24 protein-coding genes and 2 tRNA genes are annotated in these 25,426 nt (G+C 75.3%); 18 read left to right on the forward strand and 8 right to left on the reverse strand.

Annotated features, from left to right (window positions below):
• Window positions 1-77 precede the first annotated feature (77 nt).
• Entirely contained in the window at window positions 78-872 is a 795-nt protein-coding gene (locus ACHZ99_RS09885; protein ID WP_420304670.1) for an SAM-dependent methyltransferase, read from the forward strand.
• A complete protein-coding gene (locus ACHZ99_RS09890; protein ID WP_420304080.1) occupies window positions 869-4,225 on the forward strand; it encodes an ATP-binding protein in 3,357 nt (1,118 codons plus the stop codon). The genes ACHZ99_RS09885 and ACHZ99_RS09890 overlap by 4 nt, the downstream gene beginning before the upstream one ends.
• On the opposite strand, the gene ACHZ99_RS09895 is transcribed toward ACHZ99_RS09890, so the two are convergent.
• Entirely contained in the window at window positions 4,206-4,997 is a 792-nt protein-coding gene (locus tag ACHZ99_RS09895) for an ABC transporter permease (RefSeq protein ID WP_420304081.1), read from the reverse strand. The two genes, ACHZ99_RS09890 and ACHZ99_RS09895, sit on opposite strands and share 20 nt — an antisense overlap.
• The gene (locus tag ACHZ99_RS09900) at window positions 4,994-5,959 is read right to left on the reverse strand and encodes an ABC transporter ATP-binding protein (protein WP_420304082.1); all 966 of its coding nucleotides are present in this window, start codon (window positions 5,957-5,959) and stop codon (window positions 4,994-4,996) included. Before ACHZ99_RS09900 ends, ACHZ99_RS09895 begins: the two co-directional genes overlap by 4 nt.
• Window positions 5,960-6,150: 191 nt before the next feature.
• On the opposite strand from ACHZ99_RS09900, the gene ACHZ99_RS09905 reads away from it, so the two are divergent.
• The 5 genes from ACHZ99_RS09905 (at window position 6,151) to ACHZ99_RS09925 (ending at window position 9,522) form a co-directional block, all read left to right on the forward strand.
• Window positions 6,151-6,525, forward strand: a complete 375-nt coding sequence (locus tag ACHZ99_RS09905; protein ID WP_420304083.1) for a DUF805 domain-containing protein — start codon at window positions 6,151-6,153, stop codon at window positions 6,523-6,525.
• A 95-nt stretch (window positions 6,526-6,620) separates the two neighbouring features.
• Window positions 6,621-7,049 carry a nucleoside deaminase gene (locus ACHZ99_RS09910; RefSeq protein WP_420304671.1) on the forward strand — a complete coding sequence of 143 codons (429 nt, stop codon included), beginning with the start codon at window positions 6,621-6,623 and terminating at the stop codon, window positions 7,047-7,049.
• Window positions 7,050-7,089: 40 nt separating this feature from the next.
• Window positions 7,090-7,569 (forward strand): RrF2 family transcriptional regulator, encoded by a 480-nt coding sequence (locus ACHZ99_RS09915; protein ID WP_420304084.1) that lies wholly within the window; start codon window positions 7,090-7,092, stop codon window positions 7,567-7,569.
• A gap of 72 nt (window positions 7,570-7,641) precedes the next feature.
• Window positions 7,642-8,862 (forward strand): MFS transporter, encoded by a 1,221-nt coding sequence (locus ACHZ99_RS09920; RefSeq protein WP_420304085.1) that lies wholly within the window; start codon window positions 7,642-7,644, stop codon window positions 8,860-8,862.
• A 165-nt stretch (window positions 8,863-9,027) separates the two neighbouring features.
• On the forward strand, window positions 9,028-9,522 hold the full coding sequence (locus ACHZ99_RS09925) for a hypothetical protein (protein WP_420304086.1): 495 nt from the start codon (window positions 9,028-9,030) through the stop codon (window positions 9,520-9,522).
• A gap of 12 nt (window positions 9,523-9,534) precedes the next feature.
• Here the strand turns inward: ACHZ99_RS09925 and ACHZ99_RS09930 are convergent, their stop codons facing one another.
• The 3 genes from ACHZ99_RS09930 to ACHZ99_RS09940 all read right to left on the reverse strand — a co-directional run bounded on the left by ACHZ99_RS09930 (window position 9,535) and on the right by ACHZ99_RS09940 (window position 14,015).
• A complete protein-coding gene (locus ACHZ99_RS09930; protein ID WP_420304087.1) occupies window positions 9,535-11,130 on the reverse strand; it encodes an amidase family protein in 1,596 nt (531 codons plus the stop codon).
• A gap of 117 nt (window positions 11,131-11,247) precedes the next feature.
• Window positions 11,248-11,916, reverse strand: coding sequence for an NAD(P)H-binding protein (locus tag ACHZ99_RS09935; RefSeq protein ID WP_420304088.1), 669 nt, complete (start codon window positions 11,914-11,916; stop codon window positions 11,248-11,250).
• A gap of 689 nt (window positions 11,917-12,605) precedes the next feature.
• Entirely contained in the window at window positions 12,606-14,015 is a 1,410-nt protein-coding gene (locus ACHZ99_RS09940) for a hydrolase (protein ID WP_420304089.1), read from the reverse strand.
• A gap of 295 nt (window positions 14,016-14,310) precedes the next feature.
• On the opposite strand from ACHZ99_RS09940, the gene ACHZ99_RS09945 reads away from it, so the two are divergent.
• The 11 genes from ACHZ99_RS09945 (at window position 14,311) to ACHZ99_RS09995 (ending at window position 21,225) form a co-directional block, all read left to right on the forward strand.
• Window positions 14,311-14,383, forward strand: a tRNA-Thr gene (locus ACHZ99_RS09945).
• 46 nt (window positions 14,384-14,429) lie between these two features.
• A tRNA-Met gene (locus ACHZ99_RS09950) sits at window positions 14,430-14,502 on the forward strand.
• A gap of 90 nt (window positions 14,503-14,592) precedes the next feature.
• Entirely contained in the window at window positions 14,593-14,757 is a 165-nt protein-coding gene (rpmG, locus tag ACHZ99_RS09955; RefSeq protein ID WP_003948671.1) for a 50S ribosomal protein L33, read from the forward strand.
• 163 nt (window positions 14,758-14,920) lie between these two features.
• Window positions 14,921-15,409 (forward strand): FAS1-like dehydratase domain-containing protein, encoded by a 489-nt coding sequence (locus tag ACHZ99_RS09960; RefSeq protein ID WP_420304090.1) that lies wholly within the window; start codon window positions 14,921-14,923, stop codon window positions 15,407-15,409.
• A gap of 7 nt (window positions 15,410-15,416) precedes the next feature.
• On the forward strand, window positions 15,417-15,851 hold the full coding sequence (locus ACHZ99_RS09965) for a MaoC family dehydratase (protein WP_420304091.1): 435 nt from the start codon (window positions 15,417-15,419) through the stop codon (window positions 15,849-15,851).
• A gap of 55 nt (window positions 15,852-15,906) precedes the next feature.
• Window positions 15,907-16,464, forward strand: coding sequence for a TetR/AcrR family transcriptional regulator (locus ACHZ99_RS09970; protein WP_420304092.1), 558 nt, complete (start codon window positions 15,907-15,909; stop codon window positions 16,462-16,464).
• A gap of 102 nt (window positions 16,465-16,566) precedes the next feature.
• Window positions 16,567-18,051, forward strand: a complete 1,485-nt coding sequence (locus ACHZ99_RS09975) for a DHA2 family efflux MFS transporter permease subunit (RefSeq protein WP_420304093.1) — start codon at window positions 16,567-16,569, stop codon at window positions 18,049-18,051.
• 158 nt (window positions 18,052-18,209) lie between these two features.
• The gene (locus ACHZ99_RS09980) at window positions 18,210-18,629 is read left to right on the forward strand and encodes a YccF domain-containing protein (protein WP_420304673.1); all 420 of its coding nucleotides are present in this window, start codon (window positions 18,210-18,212) and stop codon (window positions 18,627-18,629) included.
• An 84-nt stretch (window positions 18,630-18,713) separates the two neighbouring features.
• Complete coding sequence (locus ACHZ99_RS09985) at window positions 18,714-19,805, forward strand: family 43 glycosylhydrolase (RefSeq protein WP_420304094.1); 1,092 nt, start codon at window positions 18,714-18,716, stop codon at window positions 19,803-19,805.
• Window positions 19,806-19,850: 45 nt separating this feature from the next.
• Window positions 19,851-20,687: a hypothetical protein gene (locus tag ACHZ99_RS09990; protein WP_420304095.1), complete on the forward strand. Its 837-nt coding sequence runs from the start codon at window positions 19,851-19,853 to the stop codon at window positions 20,685-20,687.
• A 37-nt stretch (window positions 20,688-20,724) separates the two neighbouring features.
• Window positions 20,725-21,225: a hypothetical protein gene (locus ACHZ99_RS09995; protein ID WP_420304096.1), complete on the forward strand. Its 501-nt coding sequence runs from the start codon at window positions 20,725-20,727 to the stop codon at window positions 21,223-21,225.
• 30 nt (window positions 21,226-21,255) lie between these two features.
• Here the strand turns inward: ACHZ99_RS09995 and htpX are convergent, their stop codons facing one another.
• From htpX to ACHZ99_RS10010, 3 genes are all read right to left on the reverse strand, one after another.
• Window positions 21,256-22,125: a zinc metalloprotease HtpX gene (gene htpX / locus ACHZ99_RS10000; protein ID WP_420304097.1), complete on the reverse strand. Its 870-nt coding sequence runs from the start codon at window positions 22,123-22,125 to the stop codon at window positions 21,256-21,258.
• Window positions 22,126-22,267: 142 nt separating this feature from the next.
• Window positions 22,268-23,830 (reverse strand): NADH-quinone oxidoreductase subunit N, encoded by a 1,563-nt coding sequence (locus ACHZ99_RS10005; RefSeq protein ID WP_420304098.1) that lies wholly within the window; start codon window positions 23,828-23,830, stop codon window positions 22,268-22,270.
• Window positions 23,830-25,419: a complex I subunit 4 family protein gene (locus ACHZ99_RS10010; RefSeq protein ID WP_420304099.1), complete on the reverse strand. Its 1,590-nt coding sequence runs from the start codon at window positions 25,417-25,419 to the stop codon at window positions 23,830-23,832. Before ACHZ99_RS10010 ends, ACHZ99_RS10005 begins: the two co-directional genes overlap by 1 nt.
• Window positions 25,420-25,426 lie beyond the last annotated feature (7 nt).

Consider the following 25,426-nt stretch of genomic DNA (forward strand, 5'->3'; position numbering starts at 1 on the left):
GCGGGGCCGGACTCGTCTCCGGCGGCCGCTATAGGCTGCCCGCACACCTGTTCCGCGTGGAGGGGGCCGCCGCCGTGATCGACACCACCGTTCCGCACATCGCGCGGGTATGGAACTACTGGCTGGGCGGGAAGGACAACTACGAGGCCGACCGCCAGGCGGGTGAGCGCGTCAAGCAGGCGTTTCCGCAGATCACCGACATCGCGCGGGCCGACCGCGCCTTCCTCGCCCGCGCCGTCGCGTACCTCGTCGAGGAGGCCGGCATCCGGCAGTTCCTCGACATCGGCACCGGCCTGCCCACCGCCGGGAACACCCACGAGGTGGCCCAGTCGCTCGCGCCCGAGGCGCGCGTCGTCTACGTCGACAACGACCCCCTCGTCCTCACCCACGCGCGCGCCCTGCTCACCTCCAGCCCCGCGGGCGCCACCGACTACGTCGAGGCCGACGCGCGGGACCCGGAGACGATCCTCGGCGCCGCCGCGCGCACCCTGGACTTCGACCGCCCGGTGGCGGTCATGATGCTCGGCGTCCTGCACTACGTCCCCGAGTACCAGCGGACGCTGGGGGTCGTACGCCGGCTGCTGGAGGCCGTGCCGGGCGGCAGCCACCTCGCGATCACCCACGCCACCTTCGACGCCGCCCTCGGCGGCCGGGAGGGCATGGAGGGGAACGCGGAGGCCACGGAGTACTGGAACCGCAACGCGCCGATGCCCATCGCGCACCGCGCCAAGGAGCTGATCGCGGCGTACTTCGACGGCCTGGACCTCGTCGACCCGGGGCTCGTGTCCATGCCGCTGTGGCGCCCGGAGACCACGCCCTTCGGCGAGCCGCCGCCCCTCTTCGGGTACAGCGGGGTCGGTCGGAAGCCGTGACCGGCAGGACGGCCGCCGAGCTGACCTTTCTCTCCCGGGTCGCCTTCCGGGGGCGGGAGATCACCGCGCCGCGGGTACGCGCCCTGCTGGCCCTGCTCGCCGGGGAGCTGCGCGGCGGGTGCAGTGTCGCGCGGCTCGTGGACGGGATCTGGGGGGACGAGGCGCTGCCGGCGGATCCGGCGAACGCGCTGCGGATCCTGGTGTCCCGGGCGCGGGCCCAGGTGGGGGCCGACACCGTCGTCGGCACGCCGGCCGGGTACCGCCTGGCGCTGGCGGCGGACCGGGTCGACACGGCGGCGGTGGAGCGGTGCGCCGAGGCGTGCGCGCGGGCCGCGCGGGGCGGGGACCACGCCGGGGCGCTGGCCGCCGCCGAGGAGGGGCTCGGGTTCTGGGACGCGGCGCCGGAGGCGGGCGGGGGGCCGGTGGCCGGGGATCCGGTGGCGGAGCTGCGGGCCGCGCGGGCGCCGCTGTACAGCGATCTCGTACGGGCCCGGGCCCTGGCGCTCGCGCGCACGGGCCGGCGCGAGGAGGCGGCGGCGCCGCTGGCGCAGGTTCTCGCCGGCGCGCCCCGCGACGAGGAGGTGCTCGCCGAACTGCTGCGCGCCGAGGCGGCGTCGGCCGGGCCCGCGGCGGCGCTCGCCCGCTACGACACGTACCGGCGCGAGCTCCGCGACGACCTCGGCGCCGACCCGGGCGCCGCGCTCCGGGCCGTCCACCGCGAGCTGCTGCGGGAGGAGGCCCCCGCCGTCCGCCGCGGCGTGCCGCACGACCCGAACCCGCTGCTGGGGCGGGACGGCGACGTCGCGGCGGTGTCCGGGCTGCTGCGCTCGTCGCGGCTGACGTCGGTGGTGGGGCCGGGCGGGCTGGGCAAGACGCGGCTGGCGTACGCCGTGAGCCGGCGGGCGGAGCAGCGGCTGGTGCACTTCGTGTCGCTGGCCGGGGTCCGGGCCGACGAGGACGTGGCCGGGGAGGTGGCGTTCGCGCTGGGAGGCGGGGCGGGCGGGGCCGGAGGGGCCGGGAGCGGGGCCGGGAGTGGCGACGCTCTCGCCGCCGTCCTCGCCGCCCTCGGCGGGCAGCCCGCGCTGCTCGTCCTCGACAACTGCGAGCAGGTCGTCCAGGGCGCCGCCGACCTGGTACGGGAGCTGGTGGCGCGCGCCGCCGACCTCCGCGTGCTCGTCACCAGCCGCGCGCCCCTCGGGCTCAGCTCCGAGGCCGTCTACCAGCTCCCGCAGCTCTCCGCCGCGACCTCCGCCGAGCTGTTCGCCCAGCGCGCCCGCGCCGCCCGCCCCGACGTCGCGCTCCCGGCCGCCGCGGTCGCAGAGCTGTGCCGGCACCTCGACGGGCTGCCGCTCGCGGTGGAGCTGGCGGCGGCGCGGGTGCGGGTGCTGTCCGTACCGGAGATCGCGCGGCGTCTCGGCGACCGGTTCGCGCTGCTGCGCGGCGGCGCGCGGGACGCGCCCGAGCGGCACCGTACGCTGCACGCGGTCGTGGAGTGGAGCTGGAACCTGCTGGACGAGGACGCCCGGGCCGCCCTGCGGACGCTGTCCGTCTTCCCCGGCGGCTTCACGGCCGCGGCGGCGGATCACCTGCTGGGCGGGGACGACGCGCTGGAGCTGCTGGAGCAGCTCGTGGACCAGTCGCTGCTGAAGGCCGCCGACACCGCCGCCGACGCCGCGGCGGGGGTCCGCTTCCACATGCTGGAGACGGTGCGCGAGTTCTGCGCCGCCCGGCGCGCGGCGGCCGGCGAGGAGGAGGCGGTCACCGACCGGTTCCTGGGCTGGGCGCGGGACTTCGGGCTCGCCCACCACGACGCGCTGTTCGGCCGCGAGCCGCTACGGCACTGGGCCCGGCTGCGCGCGGAGCAGGACAACCTCGTCCTCGCCCTCCGCCACGCCCTCGCCCGCGGCGACCACGCCACCACCGCCGCCGCCGGCGCCGTCCTCGCCGGCGTCTGGACCACCGACGCCGCGACCTTCCACCGCACCTTCGCCCTGGCCGCCGACACCGCCCGCCCGCTGTCGCACTACCGCCCCGCCCCCGGCCACATCGAGGTCGCCCGCACCCTCAGCACGCTGTGCACCGCCGGCCCGTTCATGGGCTACGGACCGCTCCACGCGCGCCACCTCGCCACCCTGCGCCGGCTGCCGCCCGCCGAGCCGGACACCCTGCTGCGGGCGCTCTCCGTCGTACTGTGCGCCGTCCCGGACATGCGCGCGCCCCGCTACGAGGCGCTGGACGCACTCCGCACCAGCGACTCCCCGCTGCTCGCCGGCATCGCCGAGTGCGTCGCCAGCTACCTCTGGGAACACGGGCACGAGCCGGAGCGCGCGCTGGCCGCCGCCCGCCGGATGCACGCCGCCGTCGGCGCCGTCCCCAACCCGTCGCTGAAGCTCCTCGCGCACTCGCGCTGCAGCGAGCTGTGCATGGAGGCCGGGCTGGGCGAGGAGGCGTACGGGCATCTCCTCGCGGCGCTGGACGCGCTGGCGCACCTGAGCGACCAGTCGCCGACGACGGGGCTGCGCCGCGGGCTGGTGCTGGCGTGCCTCCAGCGCGGGGAGCCGGAGGAGGCGGAGGAGTGGCTGCGGCGGGTGGAGGCGGCCCGGTCGGCGGCGGAGCAGCCGCAGATGGTCGCGGGCGACACGGGGGCGTGGGCGGAGATCGCGCTGTCGCGCGGGCTGACGGAGCTGGGGCTGAAGCGGTGGCGTACGGCGGTGGCGCAGCTGCGTACCGCCGCCCCGCCCCACGCCTTCGTCCCCGCGCTCGCCGACGCGCACGCCGAGCCCCACGCCGACACCAGCCCCGACGTCGACGCGGAAGTCCGCCCCGACGCCCACGTCGACGCCCACGCCGGGTCGCCCGGTGCGCCGCCCGGCGGCGCGACCGGTACCGCGCCCGGCGGCCCGCCCGCCGACCCCCTGGCCGAGTCCTGGGGCATGCACCTCGCAGCCACCGCCGTCGCCGCGCACGCCCACGCCGGCCGCCTGGAGCCCGTCGCCGGTCTCGTGGCCGAGCTGGAGGGCCGGATCCGTACGCTGCTCGCCGCGGACCCCCGCACCGGCGAGGTTCCCGCGGAGGCCGCGGTCGACGGCGCCGCGGTGCTGTGCCTGGGCCTCGTCCGGCTGGCCGCCGGCGACGACCCCGCGGCGGCGGTACGGCTGGTGGCACTCGCCGAGCGGCTGTACGTGCCGCAGGCGTTCCACCCCACGCTGTCCGTCGCCCGCGCCCGCCGCGCCGCCGAGGACGCCGACGGGGCGGCGTACGCCGACGCGGTGTCGGAGTACGCCGCCCTGGGGCGGGGCGAGCTGCGCGAGGTGGCCCGCGGGCTCATCCCGGTCACTTCGCCTCGCGGTTGAAGGACGCCTGGGACCAGAAGTAGCCGAGGACGGTCAGCCCCACGCACCAGCCCACGGCCAGCCAGCCGTCGTGCCCGATCTCCGTGCCGAGCAGCAGCCCGCGCAGGGTCTCGATGGCCGGGGTGAACGGCTGGTACTCGGCGACCGGCCGGAACCATCCCGGCATCGCGTCGAGCGGCACGAAGGCGCTGGACAGCAGCGGCAGCAGAATCAGCGGGGTGGCGTTGTTGCCGGCGCCCTCGGCGTTCGGGCTGACGAGCCCCATGCCGACGGCGATCCAGGTCAGCGCGAGGGCGAAGAGCACCAGCAGGCCGAAGGCGGCGAGCCACTCCAGCACGGTCGCGTCGGTGGAGCGGAAGCCGATGGCCACGGCGATCGCGCCGACGAGGACCACGCTGGCGAGGCATTGCAGCACGCTGCCGAGGACGTGCCCGATGATCACGGAGCCGCGGTGGATCGCCATGGTGCGGAAGCGGGCGACGATGCCCTCGGTCATGTCCATCGCGACGGAGACCGCGGCGCCGACCGTGGTGGACCCGATGGTCATGAGCAGCAGGCCGGGCACGACGTAGGCGATGTAGACGTCGCGGTCGGGGGCGCCGCCGACGAGGCCGGCGCTCATGGTGTCGCCGAAGACGTAGACGAAGAGCAGGAGCAGCATGACCGGGGTGAGGAGCAGGTTCAGGGTCAGGGAGGGGTAGCGCCGGACGTGCAGCAGGTTGCGGCGCAGCATGGTGGACGAGTCGCGTACGGCGAGGGCGAGGGAGCTCATCGGACGTTCTCCTTGACGGTGGTGGCGGTGGTGGCGGTGAGGGCGAAGAAGACGTCGTCCAGGTCGGGGGTGTGGACGGTGAGGGTGTCGGCGTGCACGTCGCCGGCGTCCAGCCAGTCGAGGATCGCGCGCAGCTCGCGCTGCGTGCCGTCGCTGGGAATCTGGAGCGTCAGCGCCTGGTCGTCGCGTACGGTCTCGCGCAGCGCGCGGGCGGCCCGCTCGTACGCCCCGGGGTCCTCGAACCGCAGCCGGACGTGGCCGCCGGGGACGAGCCGCTTCAGCTCGTCGGCGGTGCCGTGGGCGGCGATCCGGCCGTCGTGCAGGACGGCGATGGTGTCGGCGAGTTCGTCGGCCTCTTCGAGGTACTGGGTGGTGAGGAAGACGGTGACGCCGTCGGCGACCAGCTCGCGGATGATCCGCCACATGTTGTGGCGGGAGCGCGGGTCGAGGCCGGTGGTCGGCTCGTCGAGGAAGAGGATCCGCGGGCTGCCGACGAGGGTCATGGCGATGTCGAGGCGGCGCCGCATGCCGCCGGAGTAGGTGGCGGCGGGCTTGCCGGCGGCGTCGGTGAGGTCGAAGCGGGCGAGGAGTTCGGCGGCGGCCCGGCGGCCCTCCCGGCGGGGCAGGTGGTGCAGGTCCGCCATCAGGAGCATGTTCTCCTCGCCGGTGATGAGGTTGTCGACGGCGGAGAACTGGCCGGTGACCCCGATGGCGGCGCGGACGGCGCCGGGGTCGGCGGCCGGGTCGTGGCCGGCGACGCGGATGTCGCCGGCGTCGGCGGTGATGAGGGTGGAGAGGATCTTCACGGCGGTGGTCTTGCCGGCGCCGTTGGGGCCGAGGAGCGCGAAGACCGTGCCCCGGGACACGTGCAGGTCGATGCCGTCGAGGACGGTCTTCTCGCCGTACGACTTGCGCAGCCCGGTGGCCGCGATGGCGGTGGTGGTGGCGGTGGTCGTCGTCATGCCCCGTAGCCTGCGGGGCGCGGCGCTCAACGGCCTTTCAGCGCCGTTTCAGCGTCCGCCGCTCCCCGGCGGGGGCTGAAATACCCGGCCCGTACGCCCCGGATGCCCGGAAAGCGGCCCGGCTGGTCAGACGCGCGGTCACCCGCTAGATTCCCCCGACCGCAGGGGAGGGTCTTGTGAGCTTGTGTTTCGTGCCGTTCAGGAAGTACGCGGACTTCACCGGCCGGGCGCGCCGGCGGGAGTTCTGGTCGTTCCTGCCGCTCGTTCTGCTGCCGGCCGCCGCTCTCGTGGGCGCGGCGCTGCTGTCGGGGTCGGACGCCGTCTGGTTCGCGTTGACCAGCTACGTGCTGGTGACCTTCCTGCCCTCGCTCGCCGCGAGTGTGCGGCGGCTGCACGACGTGGGCAGGTCCGGCTGGTGGTGGCTCCTGACGGCGTTCGTCCCGTTCGGCGGAGTCGTGGTCCTCGTCTTCCTGCTGCTGGACAGCGAAGCGCGGGACAACGACCACGGGCCCTGCCCGAAGGCCGTCCCGGTTGCGGCGCACCCGGTTCCGCCGCCCCCGGCGTGAGTCCGTACGGCCCGGGTGTGGCGGCTGCGCCGCGGGGCCGTCCGTCGGGTTGAATCCCCTTCGTCTCCGGCAACGACGCGGTGGGAGTGGTGACGGTGGACAGCGGCGGGGAGCGGTTTCTGCGGCGGGCCTTCGAGCTGGCGGCCGAGGCGCGGGCGGCGGGCAACGGGCCGTTCGGGTCGCTGCTGGTGGGGCCCGGCGGAGACGTACTGGCGGAGGACCGGAACACCACCGTCGTGGACGGCGACATCACCGCGCACCCCGAGCTGAAGCTCGCGCGGTGGGCCGCGCGGGAGCTGGACGCGGACACGGCGGCGGGGACGACGATGTACACCAGCTGCGAGCCGTGCGGGATGTGCGCGGGGGCGCTGGTGTGGTCGGGGATCGGGCGGGTGGTGTACGCGCTGTCGGCCGGGCAGCTGCGGGAGTTGCGGGGGCGGCCGGGCGGGCCGGCGGCGGTTCCGTCCGCGGGGCCTTATCTGTATGAGGAGGCCAGTCGCGTCTTCGAGGGGTACGTCCCGTAGCCGGTCGGCGCGGCGAACGGGGATGTGTAGTATCCCCGTTATGCACATGGGTGAAGGCGTCGAGTGGGGGCTGCACAGCTGCCTGACCCTGGCCTGGCTGCGGGACGCGGGCCCGGTGCCGATCCGCCGCCTGGCCGCCTGGTTCGACCTGCCGCAGGAGTATCTGAAGAAGCGCCTCCAGGCCCTCGCCCGCGCGGGCATCCTCGCCTCCACGCCGGGAGCGCGCGGCGGGTTCTCCCTGGCGCGGGCGCCGGAGCGGATCACGCTCATGGACGTCGTGACCGCCCTGGAGGGCCCGCTCGAACCCTTCACCTGCACCGAGATCCGGCAGCGGGGGCACGGAGGGCGGGGCGGGGAGCGGGAGTTCACGCGGCCCTGCGGGGTGGCCACCGCCATGCGCCGCGCCGAACTGGCCTGGCGGCGCGAGCTGGCCGGCCAGACGGTCGCCGACCTGATGGCCGCGGCGCCGGCGGCCAGCGCGGAGCGTACGCGACGGCAGTACGCCCGGCTCGCCGGCTGACCCGCGGCACGTACACCGACAACCCGGCCACCTGGCCAACGGGCCGCGGGCCGCCACAGGGGAGGAATAGGGATGGCAGATATCCCGGTTACGCGCGCGGCCGGGGACGCCGGAGCCGTCGGGTCCGCCGGAGCCGCCGGCCGCTCCCGCGGGCTCTCCGCCACCCTCGTCCTCGCCCTCGGCACCTTCGCCGTCGGCACCGACGCGTTCGTCGTCGCCGGCTTCCTCCCCGCCATGGCCGGCTCGCTCGGCGTCTCCGAGTCCGCCGCCGGGCAGTCCGTCACCGTCTTCGCCGCCGCGTACGCCGTCCTCTCCCCCGTCCTCGCCACCGCCTGCGCCCGCGTCCCCCGCCGGGCGCTGCTCGTCGGCGCCCTGCTCGTGCTCGCCGCCGCCAACCTCGCCTCCGCGCTCGCGCCGAACTACGCCGTGCTCCTCGCCGGCCGCGTCCTCGCCGCGGCCGGCGCGGCGGCGTTCACGCCCGGCGCCGGCGCCGTCGCCGCCGCCCTCGCGCCGCCCGAGCGGCGGGCGCGGGCGCTCGCGGTCGTCGTCGGCGGGCTGACCATGGCCACCGCCCTGGGCGTGCCGCTGGGCACGCTCGTAGAGCGGGCGGTCGACTGGCGTACGGCGCTGGGGCTGGTCGCCGCGCTCTGCGCGGTGTGCGCGGCCGGGGTCCACGCCGCCATGCCGCCCCTGCCCGGCGCCGCGCCGGTGCCGCTGCGGGCGCGGCTGCGCGCGCTGCGCCGGCCCGGGGTGCTCGCCGTGCTGCCGCTGACCGCGCTGGGCATGGGCGCGGGGTACACCGTCTACGCGTACACCGTGCCCCTCCTCGCCAACGCCGGCGTCGGCGGCGCGGGGGTGACGTGGATGCTGTGCCTGTACGGGGCCGGGGCCGTCGCCGGCAACCTCGCCGCCGGTACGGCCACCGACCGCTGGGGCGCGGTGCGGGTGCTGGCCGCCGGGTACGCGCTGATGGCGGCGGGCCTGGGCGTCCTCGCCCTGGCGGCCGCGGCGGGCCCGCGCGCCCTGCCGCTGACGGCCGCGGCGGTGGTGGCGTGGGGCGCGGGCAGCTGGTGCCAGACCCCGCCGCAGCAGCACCGGCTCATCTCCGCCGCGCCCGGGGAGACCGCGCTCGTGGTCGGCCTGAACGCCTCGGCCATCTACACCGGCATCGGATTCGGCACGCTGCTCGGCGGGCTGCTGCTGCCCCTCGGGACCGCGTCGGCGGCGGCGGCCGGGGCGGTGCTGGCGCTGGCGGCGGGTGCCTGGCTGGCGGGGACGCGACGGTACCGGTGAGCGGGCGCGGCGGGGACGTACGGGCGGCGGGATACGCCCGTACGGAACGAACAGGCCCGCACCCACCCGAAACCCCCGCGCCTTGGCGGGTCCGCACCACCGCGCGCCCCCAGGACTGTCGCCCCGACCCTCCTGCCCACGGCGGCCGTTGTGCTGCAATCAACTATGGCCACGACCACCGACGGCACCACGCCCTCCGTACCGGACGAACCGGTCCACCGGCTGCGTACCGAGATCCAGCGGTTACGGGACGAGGCCGCGCAGCAGAAGAAACTGGCTCACCGCCGGGCCGAGTTCTGGGCCAAGGCCGACGTCGCGCTCGGCTTCCCCGCCGCCCTGCTCGCCGCCGTCTCCGGCGCCGCCGCGCTGGCGTCCCCGGACGCGCGGGTGCCGGCGGCGCTGGGCACCCTGGTCTCGGCGGGCTTCGCGGCGGGGGCCGCGTTCCTGCGCAGCGAGCGGCGGCGGCTGGCGAACAAGTGGTCCCGGCAGGCGTGGGCGGCGGTGGAGGCGAAGGCGACCGTGCTGCTGGCGCGGGAGTGGATCGGCCCCGCGGACCTGGCCGAGCTGTTCGAGGTGCGGCAGGTGGCGCTCGGGGCGTACGAGGGCGACGAGACCCCGCACCCCCCCGGCCCACCACCCGCAACCCCGGGCCCGGCCTGACGCGCGCGGCCGCTACTGGTCCGGGCCCACCGTGGGCAGGTAGCGCGGTGCTCGCCAGGCGTCCAGCCGGTGCTCCACCGCCGCCCCGAGCGCCAGCAGTTCGGCGTCCTGCCGGTCGCCGGCCATGAGCAGCAGCCCCACGGGCAGCTCGCCGACGAAGCCGGCCGGCACCGACAGCGACGGGTAGCCGGACACCGCGGCGGGGGTGGAGGAGGGGATCACGTCGTCGTCGCCGCGGGCGCAGTCCGTGGTCCAGGCGGGCGGGTTCGTCGGGGCGGCGATGGCGTCGAGGCGGTGGGCGGCCAACGTCTCGTCGATCGAGCGCTTCGACAGATCGTTCAGCTCCGCGCGCATCGCCCGGTACCCCGGGTCGGTCGGCGGCGGGGCGGCGAGCGCCGCCTCGAACAGCTCCTGGCCGGCGAAGCAGCTCTGCTCCTCCGGGTGGGTGCGGTTGAACTCGATCAGCCCCGCGAGGTCCACCGGGCCCTCGCGGGTGGCGAGGTAGGCGTCGATGTCCCGGTGGAACTCCGTCAGCAGCGCCGGGAACTCCAGCTCCGCGAGCCGCTCCTGGTACGGCAACGTCACCTCCACGACCTCCGCGCCGGCGCGGCGCAGCTTCCGGGCCGTACGGACCATCAGCGCGTCCACCTCGGGGCCCAGCGTGGGCAGCCGCCACAGCCCGATGCGCTTGCCGCGCAGGCCGCGGACGTCGTCCGGCGTGAGGGCGGCGCGTACCGACTCGTCCTCGGCGAGGGCGGCGAGGGTGAGCGCGGTGTCGGTGACGTTGCGGGCCATCGGTCCCGCCGTGTCCTGCTCGGCCGAGATCGGGACGACGCCGTCCTGGCTGACGACGCCGAGGCTCGGCTTGTGGCCGACGACGCCGGTCATCCCGGCCGGGCAGACGACGGAGCCGTCGGTCTCGGTGCCGATCGCGACCTGGGAGAGGGAGGCGGCCAGGGCGGCGGCGGAGCCGGCGGAGGAGCCGCAGGGGTTGCGGTCGAGGACGTACGGGTTGCGGGTCTGCCCGCCGACTGCCGACCAGCCCGACGTCGGCTTGGCGGCACGGAAGTTGGCCCACTCGGAGAGGTTGGCCTTGCCGAGGATCACGGCTCCGGCCGCGCGCAGCCTGGTGACGAGCGCGGCGTCGTCGGCGGGCGGCTCGCCGGCGAGGGCGAGGGAGCCGGCGGTGGTCGGGAGGTCGCGGGTGTCGATGTTGTCCTTGAGGAGGACGGGGATGCCGTCCAGCGGGCCGCGGGTGCGGCCGCGGCGGTGCCGGGCGTCGCTGGCGGCGGCCTGGCGGAGGGCGGTGGGGTCGGTGCGCAGCACGGCGTCGATACGGGGGTCGACGGCGCGGATGCGGCGGAGGTAGGCGCGGGTGAGGGCGGTGGCGGTGAGGGAGCCGCTGTGCATGCGGCGTTGCAGCTCGGGGATGGTGACGGTGTCGAGGTCGACGCCGAGGGAGGCGGGCGTGGCCGGGGCGCCCCCGGCGGCGGTGCCGGGGGCGGGCGGGGCGGCGTGGGCGGACGGGCCGGGCAGGCCGGTGGGACCGGCGAGGAGGGCCCCGGCGGCGAGGACGGCGACGAGTGCGGCGGTGCTCCTGTTCCCCATGCGGTCAGGGCACCTCAGCCCCGCGGGGCACCGCAAGGGCGCACGGCGGTATGGGCGGGACGTGAGGGGTGGGACGCCATGGGTGGGCGCGGCCCCTCTGTCATCCCGTGTCGTCGGCTACGACGCCGGGCCCGCCACCGCCGCGACCGCCTCCAGCACCGGCGTGCCGCCGGCGACCAGCTCCAGCGTCAGCCCCGCCGTCCGCGGCTCGTCGAGCAGCGCGACCAGCACCGCCGCGACGTCGTCACGGGCGATCTCCGAGCGGCCCGTCCGCTCGGCGAGGTGCACGAGGCCGGTGCCGGCGTCGTTGATCAGCCGACCGGGGCGCAGGATCGTCCAGTCGAGGGCGGCCCGGGCCCGTACGGCGTCGTCCGCGGCGGTCTTTGCCCGCAGGTACGCGGCGAAGACCGGGTCCGTGCCGGGCGGCGGCTCACGGTCGGTGCCCATGGCGGAGACGACGACGAAGCGCCGCACGCCGGCCGCCTCGGCGGCGTCGGCGAAGAGCACGGCCGCATCGCGGTCGACGGTCTCCTTGCGCGCCTCGCCGCTGCCGGGTCCGGCGCCGGCGGCGAACACCGCGGCGTCGGCGCCTTCGAGGTGCCGGGCCACCTCGTCGGGGGCGGCGGACTCCAGGTCGCAGACGACGGGTACGGCGCCGACGGCCGTCAGGTCCTCGGCCTGTTCGGGGCGGCGGATGAGCCCGGCGGCCTCGTCGCCGCGGGCGGCGAGCAGGCGCTCCAGTCGCAGGGCGATCTGACCGTGTCCTCCGGCGATGACGATGCGCATGCGTTCGACGGTAACGCCTCCCCGTCCCCGGCGCGCGACACGGCACGGAGCGGCGGGGGGGAGGGGGTGAAGAGCGGCGGGCGCAGGGGCGGTGCGGCGGAGTGCGGCGGGCGCTGGCGCGGTGCGGCGCGGCCAGGTGTTGCGCGCAGGCGGGGCGCGGCGGGCGCTGGCGCGGTGCGGCGCGGCCAGGTGTTGCGCGCGGGCAGGGCGCGGCGGGCGGTACGGCGTAGTGCGGTGGGCGCAGGGGCGGTGCGGCGCGGCCAGGTGTTGTGCGCAGGCGGGGCGCGGCGCGCGGTACGGCGTAGTGCTGCGGGCGCAGGGGCGGTGAGCGCGGTGGGGTGTTGTGCGGCGGGCGCAGGCGCGGTACGGCGTAGGCGCGCGGACGCCGGCGCGGCGCGGTGCGCGGCCGGGTGTTGAGCGCAGGCGCGGTACGGCGTAGTGCGGCGGGTGCTGGCGCGGCGCGGCCAAGTGTTGTGCGCGGGCGGGGTGCGGCATGCGGTACGGCGGCGGGCGTGGGCGTTGTGCGAGCGGCCGGGGAGGAAGGGGCGTAGGGCAGTTGGCGACAGCAACCTGCCGTTCCCCGCACTCCCGCCCCAGGGTAAGCGGCGCCCCTGACAACGCCTGCGACTCCGACCGCACCTGCGGCGGCGGAGCCCCGCGCCCCGCCGCGCGGCGGGCGGCGGGCGGCCTCAGCCCGCCGTGCGGCGCAGGCCCTGGCGGGGCAGGTCCAGCTCCGCGGCGACCGAGTCGCAGTACTCCCGTACCGCGCTCGTCCGGGCCACCACCCGGCCGCGGTGGATCACGATCCGGCTGTACCCCAGCGACAGCGCGCCCGCGACCGAGTCGCCCCGCACCGCGAGCAGCTCCGCCGGGAAGCCCGCCTCCACCCGCACCTCCGGCAGCCCCAGCACCGCCCGCGCCTGCCCGGCCACCGCGTCGTACGCCGCCGCCGGGCCGGTCGCGCGGGCGGCGGCGAGGAGGTACGCGGACTGGAGCGGGTCGCCGCGGCCCACGGGGTTCGCGGCGTCGCGTACGGCGCCGCTCCCCGCCGCGACGCGCACGCCGGCGGCGCGCAGGAGTTCCACGGGGGCGTACGAAAACGCCCGCGCCCCCGCACCGCCCGCCCCCGCGCCACCCGCCACCGCACCGTCCCCGTGCCCCGCACCCCGCCGCACGCCGACGCAGTCCCCCTGCGGCAGACACACCACCGACACCCCCGCGCCCGCCAGCCGCTCCGCCACCCCCACCGCCGTCTCGTACGGCACCCGCGCCAGCCCGCCGCACGGCCCGACCGCCACCCCCGCCCCGCCCCGCAGCTCCCCCGCCATGGCCGCCACCCGGTCGAGCCGCGCGGGGTCCGCGCCGTCGCAGTGCAGGTCGACCGCGCACCCGTACTCCGCGGCGACCCGCAGCACCGTCTCCGTGAAGCCGTCCGGGTCCGGGTCCAGGTCCGGGCGACCGCCCAGCGCGGTGGCGCCCATGGCGACGGCGTCGTGGAGCAGCGCCCGGCCGCCGGCGCCCGCGACGCCGGTCAGCACCCGGGGCGCGGCCACCACCGCGACGTCGGCGAGGCCGCGCAGCGCGGCGCGGGCGGCGAGGACGGCGCCGAGCGCGTCGAGGGCGCCGGAGCCGCCGGGCCCGCCGGAGCCGGCTCCGTCACCGATACGTACATGCGTGCGCAAGGCGGTCGCGCCGTGCCCGAGTTGGAGAAGGGCCGCCTCGACGGCCCGCCGCTGCACATCGGCAGCGGAGGCAGCGGAGGCGCCCGAGACGCCCGAGGCCCGCGAGGCGCCCGGGGCGTCAGCGGGACCCGGGGCCGCCGCCGTCAGCGCCGTGTCGAAGTGCGCGTGCGGCTCCGCCGGCGCCGGCAGCAGCAGATACCCGCCGAGTTCCACGCGCGCCCCGCACCCGCCCGCCTCCCCCGCCAGGCTGCCGGCCGTCCCCACCGCCAGGATCCGGCCGCCCCCGAGACGTACGTCCACCGTCCTGCCGTCCGCGAGCCGCGCGCCGCACAGCACCGGTGTTCCCTCGCCGCCCGGGGCCGGGGCGGACCCGTACCGGGGCTGCTGCGGAGGCGGAGGAGGAGGGCTGGCGGGCATGTGACTCCTGCGGACAGGTCAGGGTAAACATCCCCGATGTGGGCAAAATCGCATAGTCAAGAACACACAGGCACAGTCAGGACCGATCAAGATCAGAAGGCGAGACCGTGCCGGGCGGCGCGAACGAGCCTAGGCGGGGCGGGCGCGCGCGACGCGGAGGAGGCGATAAGTCGTACCGGCGTGGCAACCGGCAGGTCCGCCCGCCGGCGGAGATCGACAGGCGTGCGGGGGCGCGGTCGGGGGCGGGTTACTGATTTCACGTTCGGCCGCTCAGCGTGTAGTGTCTTCATCGCTCGCCCCAATAGCTCAGTCGGCAGAGCGTCTCCATGGTAAGGAGAAGGTCAACGGTTCGATTCCGTTTTGGGGCTCTGATGCGTATAGCACCTCGCTACCCTGGGAGGAGCAGAGCATCGCAGCGGTGTAGCTCAGTCGGTAGAGCAAGCGGCTCATAATCGCTGTGTCACCGGTTCAAGTCCGGTCACCGCTACTCACCCCAAGTAGCCGATTGCAGGCTCGGACCTACGATCGGCTACTCTTTCTGCGTTGAACAGTTGTCCGTTCGTCAAGGAGCACTCACGTGGCTGCCACAGACGTCCGCCCGAAGATCACGCTGGCCTGCGTGGAGTGCAAGGAGCGGAACTACATCACCAAGAAGAACCGGCGTAACAACCCGGACCGACTGGAGATGAAGAAGCACTGCCCGCGCTGCAACGCCCACACGGCGCACCGCGAGACCCGCTAAACCGCAGGCCCTCGAACCCCTCGTCCCGGCCGGGGCGGGGGGTTCGCCGCGCTTCCGGCCCGCGCGCACCCATGCCCACACCGCCGCCCCTGCGCCGCGCCCGCGCAGCGCCCCGGCACGCCGCGCGGCTAGGGTGGTGCCCCGCCGCGCGACAGGAGGGTCCATGCCGCTCGATCAGTCCTTCGTGGGCCGGAGTTATCCGCCCACCGCCCCCTACGAGGTGGGCCGGGAGAAGATCCGCGAGTTCGCGGAGGCGGTGGGTGATGCCAACCCCGCGTACACCGACCCGGAGGCCGCGAAGGCCCTGGGCCACCCCGACGTGATCGCGCCGCCGACGTTCGTGTTCGCGATCGCGTTCCGGGCGGCGGGCCGGGTGATCGAGGACCCGCAGCTGGGGCTGGACTACAGCCGGGTCGTGCACGGGGACCAGAAGTTCGCGTACAGCCGTCCGGTACGGGCCGGGGACCGGCTCTCGGTGACGTCGACGATCGACTCGATCAAGTCGATGGCCGGGAACGACATCATGGATGTGCGCGGCGAGGTGCGGGACGAGGCGGGCGAGCATGTGGTGACGACGGTCATCAAGCTGGTCGCCCGCGCCCCGGAGACCCCCGAGACCCCCAAGACCCCCGAGACCGCCGAGGAGGGCTGAGGAGCCGATGGTGGCGAAGGTGGCGTACGACGCCGTCGAGGCCGGTACGGAGCTGCCGGCGCAGTCGTTCCCGGTGACCCGCGAGACGCTGGTGCGCTACGCGGGCGCGTCGGGGGACTTCAATCCGATCCACTGGAACGAGCGGTTCGCCCGCGAGGTCGGGCTGCCGGACGTGATCGCGCACGGGATGTTCACGATGGCCGAGGCGATCCGGGTGGTCACGGACTGGGTCGGCGACCCGGGCGCGGTGGTGGATTACGGGGTGCGGTTCACGAAGCCGGTGGTGGTGCCGGACGACGGCACGGGGGCGGTGATCGAGGTCTCCGGGAAGGTCGCGCAGAAGCTGGACGACGGGGCGCGTACGGTCCGGGTGGACCTGACGGCGACGAGCGCCGGGCAGAAGGTGCTGGGCATGTCGCGGGCCGTGGTCCGGCTGGCGTAGCGGGGGTGCGCCGCCGCGGTTGACAAGTTAGTGAGTAGCCAATAACTTAATCGGCATGGCAAGGATGAGCGCAGAGGAGCGGCGCGAGAGCGTCATCCGCGCGGCGATCACGGAGTTCGGCCGCGGTGGTTACCACGGCACGTCCACCGAGGCGATCGCCAAGCGCGTCGGCGTCTCGCAGCCGTACCTCTTCCGCCTCTTCCCCAACAAGCGCGCCATCTTCCTCGCCGCCGCCCTGCGCTGCGTCGAGGACACCGCCGCCGTCATGCGCGCCGCCGCCGAGGGCCTGCCGCCGGAGGAGGCGCACAAGGCCGTGGCGGTGGCGTACCAGCGGCTCATCGAGGACCGTGACCGGCTGCTGATGCAGATGCAGACCTACGTCGCGGTGGCCTCGGCCGAGTCGTCGGGCGACCACGACTTCGGCAGGCCCATCCGGGCCGCCTGGTCCGAGCACCTCTACGACTTCGCGCTGCTGACGTTCGAGGGCGACGCGTCGGAGGCCACGACCTTCCTCGCCTTCGGCATGCTGATCAACACCCTGGTCGCGCTCGGCTACCCGCCGGACGACCGGGTCTGGGACGGGTTCTGGCCCGAGACCAAGCCCAGCACGTAGCCCCACCCCACACCCGCACCACCGCACACCCGCACCACCGCACACGTCCGTACCCCCGCACGGCCGCGAAAGTTATTGAGCGATAACTAATCTGGAGGGACCATGCCAGCCACCGGCACCGCACCGCCCGAGCGCCGCCGCCCCGGCGCCACCTTCTGGGCGCTGCTCCTGACCAGCGTCGCCAGCTTCATGGGCGCGCTCGACAACCTCGTCGTCGTCACCGCCCTCCCCGCCATCCGCGAGGACCTCGGCGGCGGCATGGCGGACCTGGAGTGGACGGTCAGCGCGTACACGCTCACCTTCGCCGTCCTCCTCATGCTCGGCGCCTCCCTCGGCGACCGCTTCGGCCGCCGCCGGATGTTCGGCGCCGGCATCGCGATCTTCACCGCCGCCTCCGCCGCCGCGGCCCTCTCCTCCGGCCTCGGCACCCTCGTCGCCGCCCGCGCCGTCCAGGGCGTCGGCGCCGCGCTGCTGATGCCGCTGTCGCTGACCCTGCTCTCCGCCGCCGTGCCGGCCGCGCGCCGCGGGATGGCGCTCGGCGTCTGGGGCGCGGTGCAGGGCCTGGCCGTCGCGTCCGGGCCGCTGGTCGGCGGGGCGCTGACCGAGCACATCTCGTGGCACTGGATCTTCTGGCTGAACGTGCCCGTCGGCCTCGCCCTCCTGCCGCTGGTCCGGCTGCGGCTGGCCGAGAGCCGCGGCCCGAACGACCGCCTCGACATCCCCGGCACCCTGCTCGCCAGCACCGCGCTCTTCGGCCTCGTCTACGCCCTCGTCCGCGGCAACGCCGACGGCTGGACCTCCGGCCCCGTCCTCGCCGGGCTGATCGCCGCCCCGGTGCTGCTGGCCGCCTTCGTCGCGTACGAGCTGCGCGCCGCGAACCCCATGCTGCCCATGCGCCTCTTCCGCAACCGCAGCTTCAGCGCCGTCAACGCGGCGAGCGTGCTGATGTTCGTCGGGATGTTCGGCTCGATCTTCCTGCTGAGCCAGTTCCTCCAGGACGTCGGCGGCTACTCGCCGCTGGAGGCGGGCCTGCGGATGCTGCCGTGGACCGCGATGCCGCTGATCGTCACCCCGATCGCCGGCGCGCTGTCCGACCGCATCGGCGGCCGGCCGATCATCGCCGCCGGGCTCGCGCTTCAGGCGGTGGGCCTGGTGCTGTGGGCGGTGACGGTCGAGGTGGGCTTCTCGTACGGGGCGACCCTGCCGGCGCTGACGGTGAGCGGCGTGGGCATGGCGATGTACTTCGCGCCCTCCGCGAACGTCGTCCTGTCCAGCGTCGCCCCCGAGGAGCAGGGCATCGCCTCCGGCGCCAACAACGCCTTCCGGGAACTGGGCGGCGCGCTGGGCATCGCGGTGCTGGCCGCCGTCTTCTCCGCCCAGGGCGGCTACGAGACCGGGCAGACCTTCGTCGACGGGCTGACCCCGGCGCTGTGGGCGGGCGCGGCGACGGTGGCGGTGGGCGCCGTGGCGGCGCTGCTCATCCACCGGCACCGGCCGGCGCGGGTCGCGCCGGCGGACGCCCCCGCCTCCGCCCCCGCCCCCGGCTCCGACGCCGCGGACCAGGACCGTACCCCGGTCGGCGTCTGACCCGTCTGGCTCGTCTGACCCGTCCGCCCCCCGCCCCACGGGACCGCCCCGCGCCACCGGCCGCGGGGCGGTCCCGTGGCCGCTCCGTTTCCGTCCCGGCACGTCCCGTGCCGATACTGGTCACGACGGACCGCACGCCGACGCGAGAGGTGCCGACCGTGAAGCTCTTCAACCTCCTCTTGAACGTCCTGTGGCTGATCTTCTGCGGCATCTGGATGGCGATCGCCTACACGATCGCCGCGCTGGTGTGCTTCGTCCTGATCATCACGATCCCGTTCGGCGTCGCGTCGCTGCGGATCGCGGGCTACGTGCTGTGGCCGTTCGGCCGCACCACCGTGGAGCGGCCGGGCGCCGGGGCGCCCTCCTTCGTCGGCAACGTGATCTGGCTGGTCTTCGCGGGCTGGTGGCTGGCCCTCGGGCACCTGCTCACCAGCATCCCGCTGTTCCTGTCGATCATCGGCATCCCCTTCGGGTGGGCCAACCTGAAGCTGATCCCGATCTCGCTCATGCCGCTGGGTCGCGAGGTGGTCCCGACGGACGAGCGCTTCGGGTACGCGCGTCAGCCCGCCCCGCGCTGACCCGACGCCGGCGCGCCCGGCGTGTATCCGCTTTGTATGCGCGCCCTGTTGAATCGGCGGTGACGCCGACGACAGGGGAGAACCGTGCGCAGACGTTTCCGCCGACTGCTCGCCGCGGCCGCCGCGGCCGCCGCCGTGGCGGTCGTGGCGCCGCTCGCCGGCGCGGCCCCGCAGGCCCCGGCCGCCGGGGGCCTCGCGCCCGCCGCCAACCCTTCTTCCTTCCGGCTGGCCGACCCGGACACCGTACGGGCGAAGGACGGCAGATACGTCACCTACGGCACCACCGTGCCCGCCGGCCGCGGCAAGCGCTGCGGCGGCGCCACCGGCCGGCTGTACGTCCCCGTCCTCGTCCACGGCTCCGGCAACACCGTCGGCATGACCGACTGCGCCTCCGGCGACGCGCTGCCCGGCGGCCCCGGCGCCTGGGCCGAGCCGGGCGGCGCGATCTGGGCGCCCGGGGTGGCCCGCTACGGCGACCGCTACTTCATGTTCTACACCGCCTCCCGCCGGGACTCCGGGCAGAAGTGCATCGGCCGGGCCGTCTCGGGGTCCGCCCGCGGCCCGTTCCGCAACGCCGGCGAGTGGGCCTGCCCGCCGCGCGGGCGGTGGGCGATCGACGCGAACCCCTTCACCGGCGGCGGCAGGCTGTACGTCACGTACCGGGACGACGCGATCACCGCCGGCGCCGAGACCGGCATCTCGACCGTACGGACCGACAGCGCGGGCCGGGCCGTCTGGAGCACCCGCCGCGACGTGCTGAAGAGCACCGACATCACCTGGGACACCCGCCGGACCGGCGGCGGCACGCACGTCGTCGAGAACCCGTCGATGTGGCGACGGGCGAACGGCACCTGGTACCTGATGTACTCCGGCAACAACTGGGACAGCGCCCGCTACTCCACCGGCATCGCCGAGTGCGGCGGCAGGCCGCTCCCCTCGTCGCGCTGCAAGCCGCTGCGCCGCGGCGTGGAGCGCCCGTACTTCGGCTTCACCGGCTCCGGCGGCCTCGGCCCGTACCGCGGCCTGCCGGGCAACCACCGGGGTCCCGGCGGCATGGACGTCTTCAAGGCCGCGGACGGCACCTTCCGGGTGGTGTGGCACTGGTGGGACGGCGGCCCCCGCTACCCGATCACCGGCGCGCTGCGCCTCAACTCCGGCGGCTACTACGTGCGGTAGCCCGCCGGCACGCCGATCGCACAGAAGCTCGCGGAGGGAGAAGTCGTGGACGGGATCACCAGGAGGCGCGCGCTGGGGCTCGGCGGCGCGGCCGTCGTCGGCGGCGCGGGGACGCTGGCCGCCGCCGACGGCGCGGAGGCGGCCGGCGGCTGGAAGCGGCTCGTCGTCGTCACCGCCAACATCGGGCGCAAGAACCCGGGCCAGCGCGAACGCGCCATCCGGGACGTCCGGCACGCCGTGCGGATCGACGGCAGGCTGACCAAACCGCTGGTCGGCTGGCAGGAGATCGGCGAGGGGGACGGCGACAACCGGGAGCCGCGGTGGATCAACCAGTACTTCGGCACCGCCTACCGGAACATCTTCGAGTACGACGACAGCGCCCACCGGGTGCCGATGTCGATCCCCCGGGCGTACGACATCCTCGACCGCCGGGAGACGTTCGTCCACGGCGGCAAGGCGGGCGTCTCGCCGCACCGGGTCATCACCGAGGCGGTGCTGGCGCGGGCGGACGACCCGAAGGTGAGGTTCGTCTTCGTCAACACCCACTACGTCGCCGGGGCGTTCAACGGCAAGCAGGACTCGTACGAGGCGTGGCGGGACGACATGTGGCGGCGCCACTTCCGCAAGCACCGCGACGACGTGCTGGGCCACTGGCGCGCCCGCGGCTTCCCGGTGATCTGGACCGGCGACGTGAACCGCAGCCCGATGCCGCTGCTGCTGCCCAACTACGAGAAGCGCGCCTTCCGCCGCGGCATCGACCAGATCGGCTGGGTCCCGGGCACGAACGGCACGCAGCTGCGGCTGCGCTGGACGAAGACCGTCCCCATGTACGTGGACGGCCACGACGCCCGCGTCGCGGTGATGCAGGTCCGCCGCGCCTGAGGGCCCGGGGGCGGTGTTCCGGTGCTACGGTCCCGGCATGGCGGAGCGGATCAGTTACGAGTTGACCGACGCCGAGGCCGAACTGCTGCTGGAGCTGGCGAAGGACGCCGCCGGCGCGGCGGGCGAGCTGGGCGGCAGGATCGGCGGCGGGGCGGCCGGAGGCGGCGGCTCCGCCGGCGCGTCGGGCGGCCGCCGGGGCGGGCGGCTGGGGGCGCGCATGACGAAGGCGCAGACCGCGGCGGCGACGGTCGACGTGCCCGTCGGCCCGGACGACGCGCGCGCCCGGGCGCGGAGCGCCATCGCGCGGCTCGGCACCGGGATCGAGGATCCCAACGGGGCGGGCGACGGCTCCCTCTGGGGCGTCATCCCGTCCGGCGTGGCGAACATGTCGCCGGCGCTGCTCCGTGTGCAGGTGGAGCCGCACGGGTCCGGTGCCCGGGTGCATCTGCGGGCCAGCGGGCGCGAGGCTCTGATCAAGCAGCGCATCGGGGCGAAGGCCGTCGACCGGGTCGCCGCGGCCATCGCCGCGGGGCAGTAGCTCCCGTACCGGACCGGGGGCCCGTACGCCTCAGTTGCCGGGGCTGCGGCCGGCCATCCGCTCCAGGCGGGCGATACGTTCCGCCATCGGCGGGTGCGTCGAGAACAGCCGCGACATGTTGCCCGAGCCGCGCCGGAACGGGTTGGCGATCATCATGTGGCTCGCCGTCTCGATGCGCGGCTCCGGGGGCAGCGGCAGCTGCTTCGTGCCGGCTTCGAGCTTCCGCAGCGCGCTCGCCAGGGCCAGCGGGTCGCCGGTGAGCTGGGCGCCGGTCTGGTCGGCCTCGTACTCCCGGGAGCGGCTGACCGCCAGCCTGATGATGCTGGCCGCCACCGGGCCGAGGAAGAGGACCAGGAGCATGCCGAACGGGCCCGGGCCGTTGCCGTTGCGGTCGCCGCTGGGGATCAGCCAGGCGAAGTTCACCAGGAACATCACCACCGAGGCGAGCGCGCCGGCGATCGAGGAGATGAGGATGTCACGGTTGTAGACGTGCATCAGCTCGTGGCCCAGGACGCCGCGCAGCTCGCGCTCGTCGAGGATCTGCAGGATGCCGTCGGTGACGCAGACCGCGGCGTTGCGCGGGTCGCGGCCGGTGGCGAAGGCGTTCGGGGCCTGGGTGGGCGATATGTACAGCCGGGGCATGGGCTGGCGGGCCTCGGTGGAGAGCTCGCGCACGATGCGGTAGAGGTTCGGCGCCTCGATCTCGCTGACCGGGCGGGCGCGCATCGCGCGCAGCGCCAGCTTGTCGCTGTTCCAGTACGCGTACGCGTTGGTGCCGATGGCCACGACGAGCGCGATGACCAAGCCCGTACGGCCGAAAATGCTGCCGATGAGCAGGATCAGCGCCGACATGCCGCCGAGGAGCGCGGCTGTCTTCAGCCCGTTGTTCGACCGGTGCACGGTGTGCCCTCCAAAACCTGCCGCCGCAAGGTGTCGGCCGTCTCCTTCCAGTGGACCCCTCCCACGCACAGAACGCCCGGTCGGCGGGGTAAGTTCCCTGGTCAAGCGCGGACGCCGATTGCGCCGAGCGGGTGAGGCGGCGCTAGAGCAGGGCGTCGCCCGCGAAGCGGAGCACGAGCTGCGGGGCGCCGGAGAGCGCGAGGCCGAGCGCCGCGGTCAGGCCGACGGCGCCGCGCAGCGGCGCGGCCAGGGCGGTACGCACCGGGGCGGGCGCGGCGGACGGTGCCGCCGGGCGGAACAACAGCGCCGTCCACCGGAGGTAGTAGTACAGGCCCATGACCACGTTCGCGGCGGTCACCACGGCCAGCCAGCCCAGCCCCGCGTCCACCGCCGAGCCCAGCACGGCCACCTTCGCGAAGAGGCCGATGATCCCCGGCGGCAGCCCGGCGAGGTTGATCAGGAAGAACGCCAGCGCCAGCGCGAGCGGCAGCCGCGTCGCCGCGAGCCCCCGGTGGTCCGTGACCCGGCCGCCGCGCCCGCCGCTCCCGCCGTCCCCGCCCTTCTTCGCCGCCACCGCGGCGACCACCGCGAACGCGCCGAGGTTCACCACCCCGTACATCAGCGCGTACGAGAGCGTGGCGCCCACCGCGCGCCCCGGCTCGTCGGCGTAGCCCGCGGCGGCGATCGGGACCAGCAGGTAGCCGGCCTGCGCCACCGACGACCAGGCCAGCAGCCGCACGGCGCTGTGCGGGGCGTCGAGGCGCTGGCGCAGCGCGGCGACGTTGCCCGCGGTCATCGTCAGCGCCGCCAGCACCGCGACCGCCGGGCCCCACACGTCGTCGTACGCCGGGAAGGCCACCACGGTGACGAGGATCAGCCCGCTGAAGCCCACCGCCTTGCCGACGACCGACAGGTACGCGGCGACCGGGAGCGGCGCGCCGACGTACGTGTCCGGCACCCAGAAGTGGAACGGCGCCGCCGCCGTCTTGAACGCGAACCCGACCAGCGTCAGCACCACCCCCGCCGCCGCCAGCGTCTCCAGCCGCTCCGGCGCGGCGGCGAGCCCGTCGGCCAGCCGCACCAGGTGCAGGCTGCCCCCGGCGGCGTAGACGAAGCTGACGCCCAGGAGCATGACGGCGGTCGCGGTGACGGAGGAGAGGAAGAACTTCAGCGCCGCCTCGGCCGACAGCCGGTCCCCGCGCCGCAGCCCGACCAGCGCGAAGGCCGGCAGCGAGGCGACCTCCAGGGCGATCACGAGCGTGGCCAGGTCGCGGGCCGCGGGCAGCAGCGCCGCGCCGGCGGCCGAGGCGAGCAGCAGGAACCAGAACTCCCCGGCGGGCAGCCGCGTCGCGCGCACGTCGTGGACGGACAGCAGCGCGGCGAGCAGCGCGCCCGCCAGCACGAGGAACTGCACGACGAGCGCGAAGCGGTCGGCGGTGTAGCTGCACACGTCCGCGTCGGCGGTGAGGCAGAAGGTGGCGCGGTCGCCGTCGAGGAGCGGCAGCAGCGCGAGGAGGGCCACGGCGAGGGCGGCGATCGCGCCCCAGCCGAGGAGGTGCTTGGCGCGTTCGGGCACGAAGAGGTCGGCGACGAGCAGCGCGACGGCGGCCACGGCGACGACCGTGGGCGGCGCGACGGCGAGCCAGTCGACGGACTGGACGACGGACTCGGCGAGCTGCGTGTCCGCGTACGCTGCGTACGTCATCAGCTGCCTCCCGCGAGGAGCTTCTGCACGGCCGGGTCGGTCAGGCCGAGGAGGGCCGCGGGCCAGAGGCCGGCGAGGACGGTGAGGGTGACGAGCGGGCTCCAGGCGGCGAGCTCGTAGCGGCGTACGTCCCCGAGGGCCGCCGGCCGGTGGGCCGTACGGTCGCCCATGCAGACGCGGCGGACGACGACGAGCAGGTACGCGGCGGTGAGCAGCGTGCCGAAGCCGGCGACCGCCATGCAGACCAGGTACGCCGGCCGGGACAGCCCGGCGGCCGGGTCGTACGCCGCGAACATCGCCAGCATCTCGCCCCAGAACCCCGCGAGGCCCGGCAGCCCCAGCGACGCGACGGCGCCGAAGGCGAGGAGGGCGCCCAGCCGGGGGGCGCTGCCGTAGAGGGCGGCGCCGGTGCGGCCGGCGAGGGCGTCGAGGTCGGTGGTGCCGGTGCGGTCCTTCAGCGCGCCGACGAGGAAGAAGAGCAGGCCGGTGATGAGGCCGTGGGCGATGTTGGCGAAGAGGGCGCCGTTGACGCCGGTGGGGGTGAGGGTGGAGATGCCGAGGAGCACGAAGCCCATGTGGCCGACGGACGAGTACGCGATGAGCCGCTTGAGGTCGCCGCGGGCGCCGGTCCGGGCGAGGGCGAGGCAGGCGAGGGAGCCGTAGAGGATGCCGGTGACGCCGAAGGCGGCGAGGTAGGGGGCGTACGTCTCCATGCCGTCGGGGGCGATGGGCAGCAGGACGCGGACGAACCCGTACGTGCCCATCTTCAGCAGCACGCCGGCGAGGAGGACCGAGCCGACGGTGGGGGCGGCGGTGTGGGCGTCGGGGAGCCAGCTGTGCAGCGGCCACATCGGGGTCTTCACGGCGAGGCCGATGCCGATGGCGAGGACGGCGATGAGCTGGGTGGTGTGGCTGAGGCCGGACCCGTTGTCAGTGGCGAGTGCCACCATGTCGAACGTGCCGCCCTGGAACCCGACGAGGAGGAGGCCGAGGAGCATCACGACCGAGCCGAGCAGCGTGTAGAGGATGAACTTCCAGGCGGCGGGGCCGCGGCCGTCGCCGCCCCAGCGGGCGATGAGGAAGTACATCGGGATGAGGACCATCTCGAACGCCAGGAAGAACAGCAGCAGGTTGAGGACGGCGAAGGTGGCGAGCATGCCGCCTTCGAGGACGAGGAGCAGGGCCACGAACGCCCGGGGTGACGGCCCGGTGGCCCGCGGCGACAGCCGCTGATGTTGCTGCGCGAAGTAGCCGTAGACCGCGCAGAGGAAGGTCAGCAGCGCGGTGAGGACGAGAAGGGGGAGCGATACGCCGTCGACGCCGAGGTGCAGCCGGATCCCGAGGGCGGGGATCCAGCCGACGTCGGAGTCGGCCTGCATGGTCCCGGCGTCGTCGTAGTCGAAGCCGGCGGCCAGGACGACGGACAGGACGAACACGGCGCCGGTGACGGTGACGCCGTGGCGCAGCACGGCCTGGTCGGGGCTCTTGCCCTTCAGGCCGGGCGGCGCGGGGAACAGGGCGGCCAGAGCGCCGAGAAGGGGGAGCACGACGATGGCGGCGAGGACGAGTTGCATCGCGGTGTGGTTCATATCCGGC

The sequence above is a fragment of the Streptomyces sp. MAR4 CNX-425 genome (assembly GCF_048656465.1).
Lineage (GTDB): Bacteria > Actinomycetota > Actinomycetes > Streptomycetales > Streptomycetaceae > Streptomyces.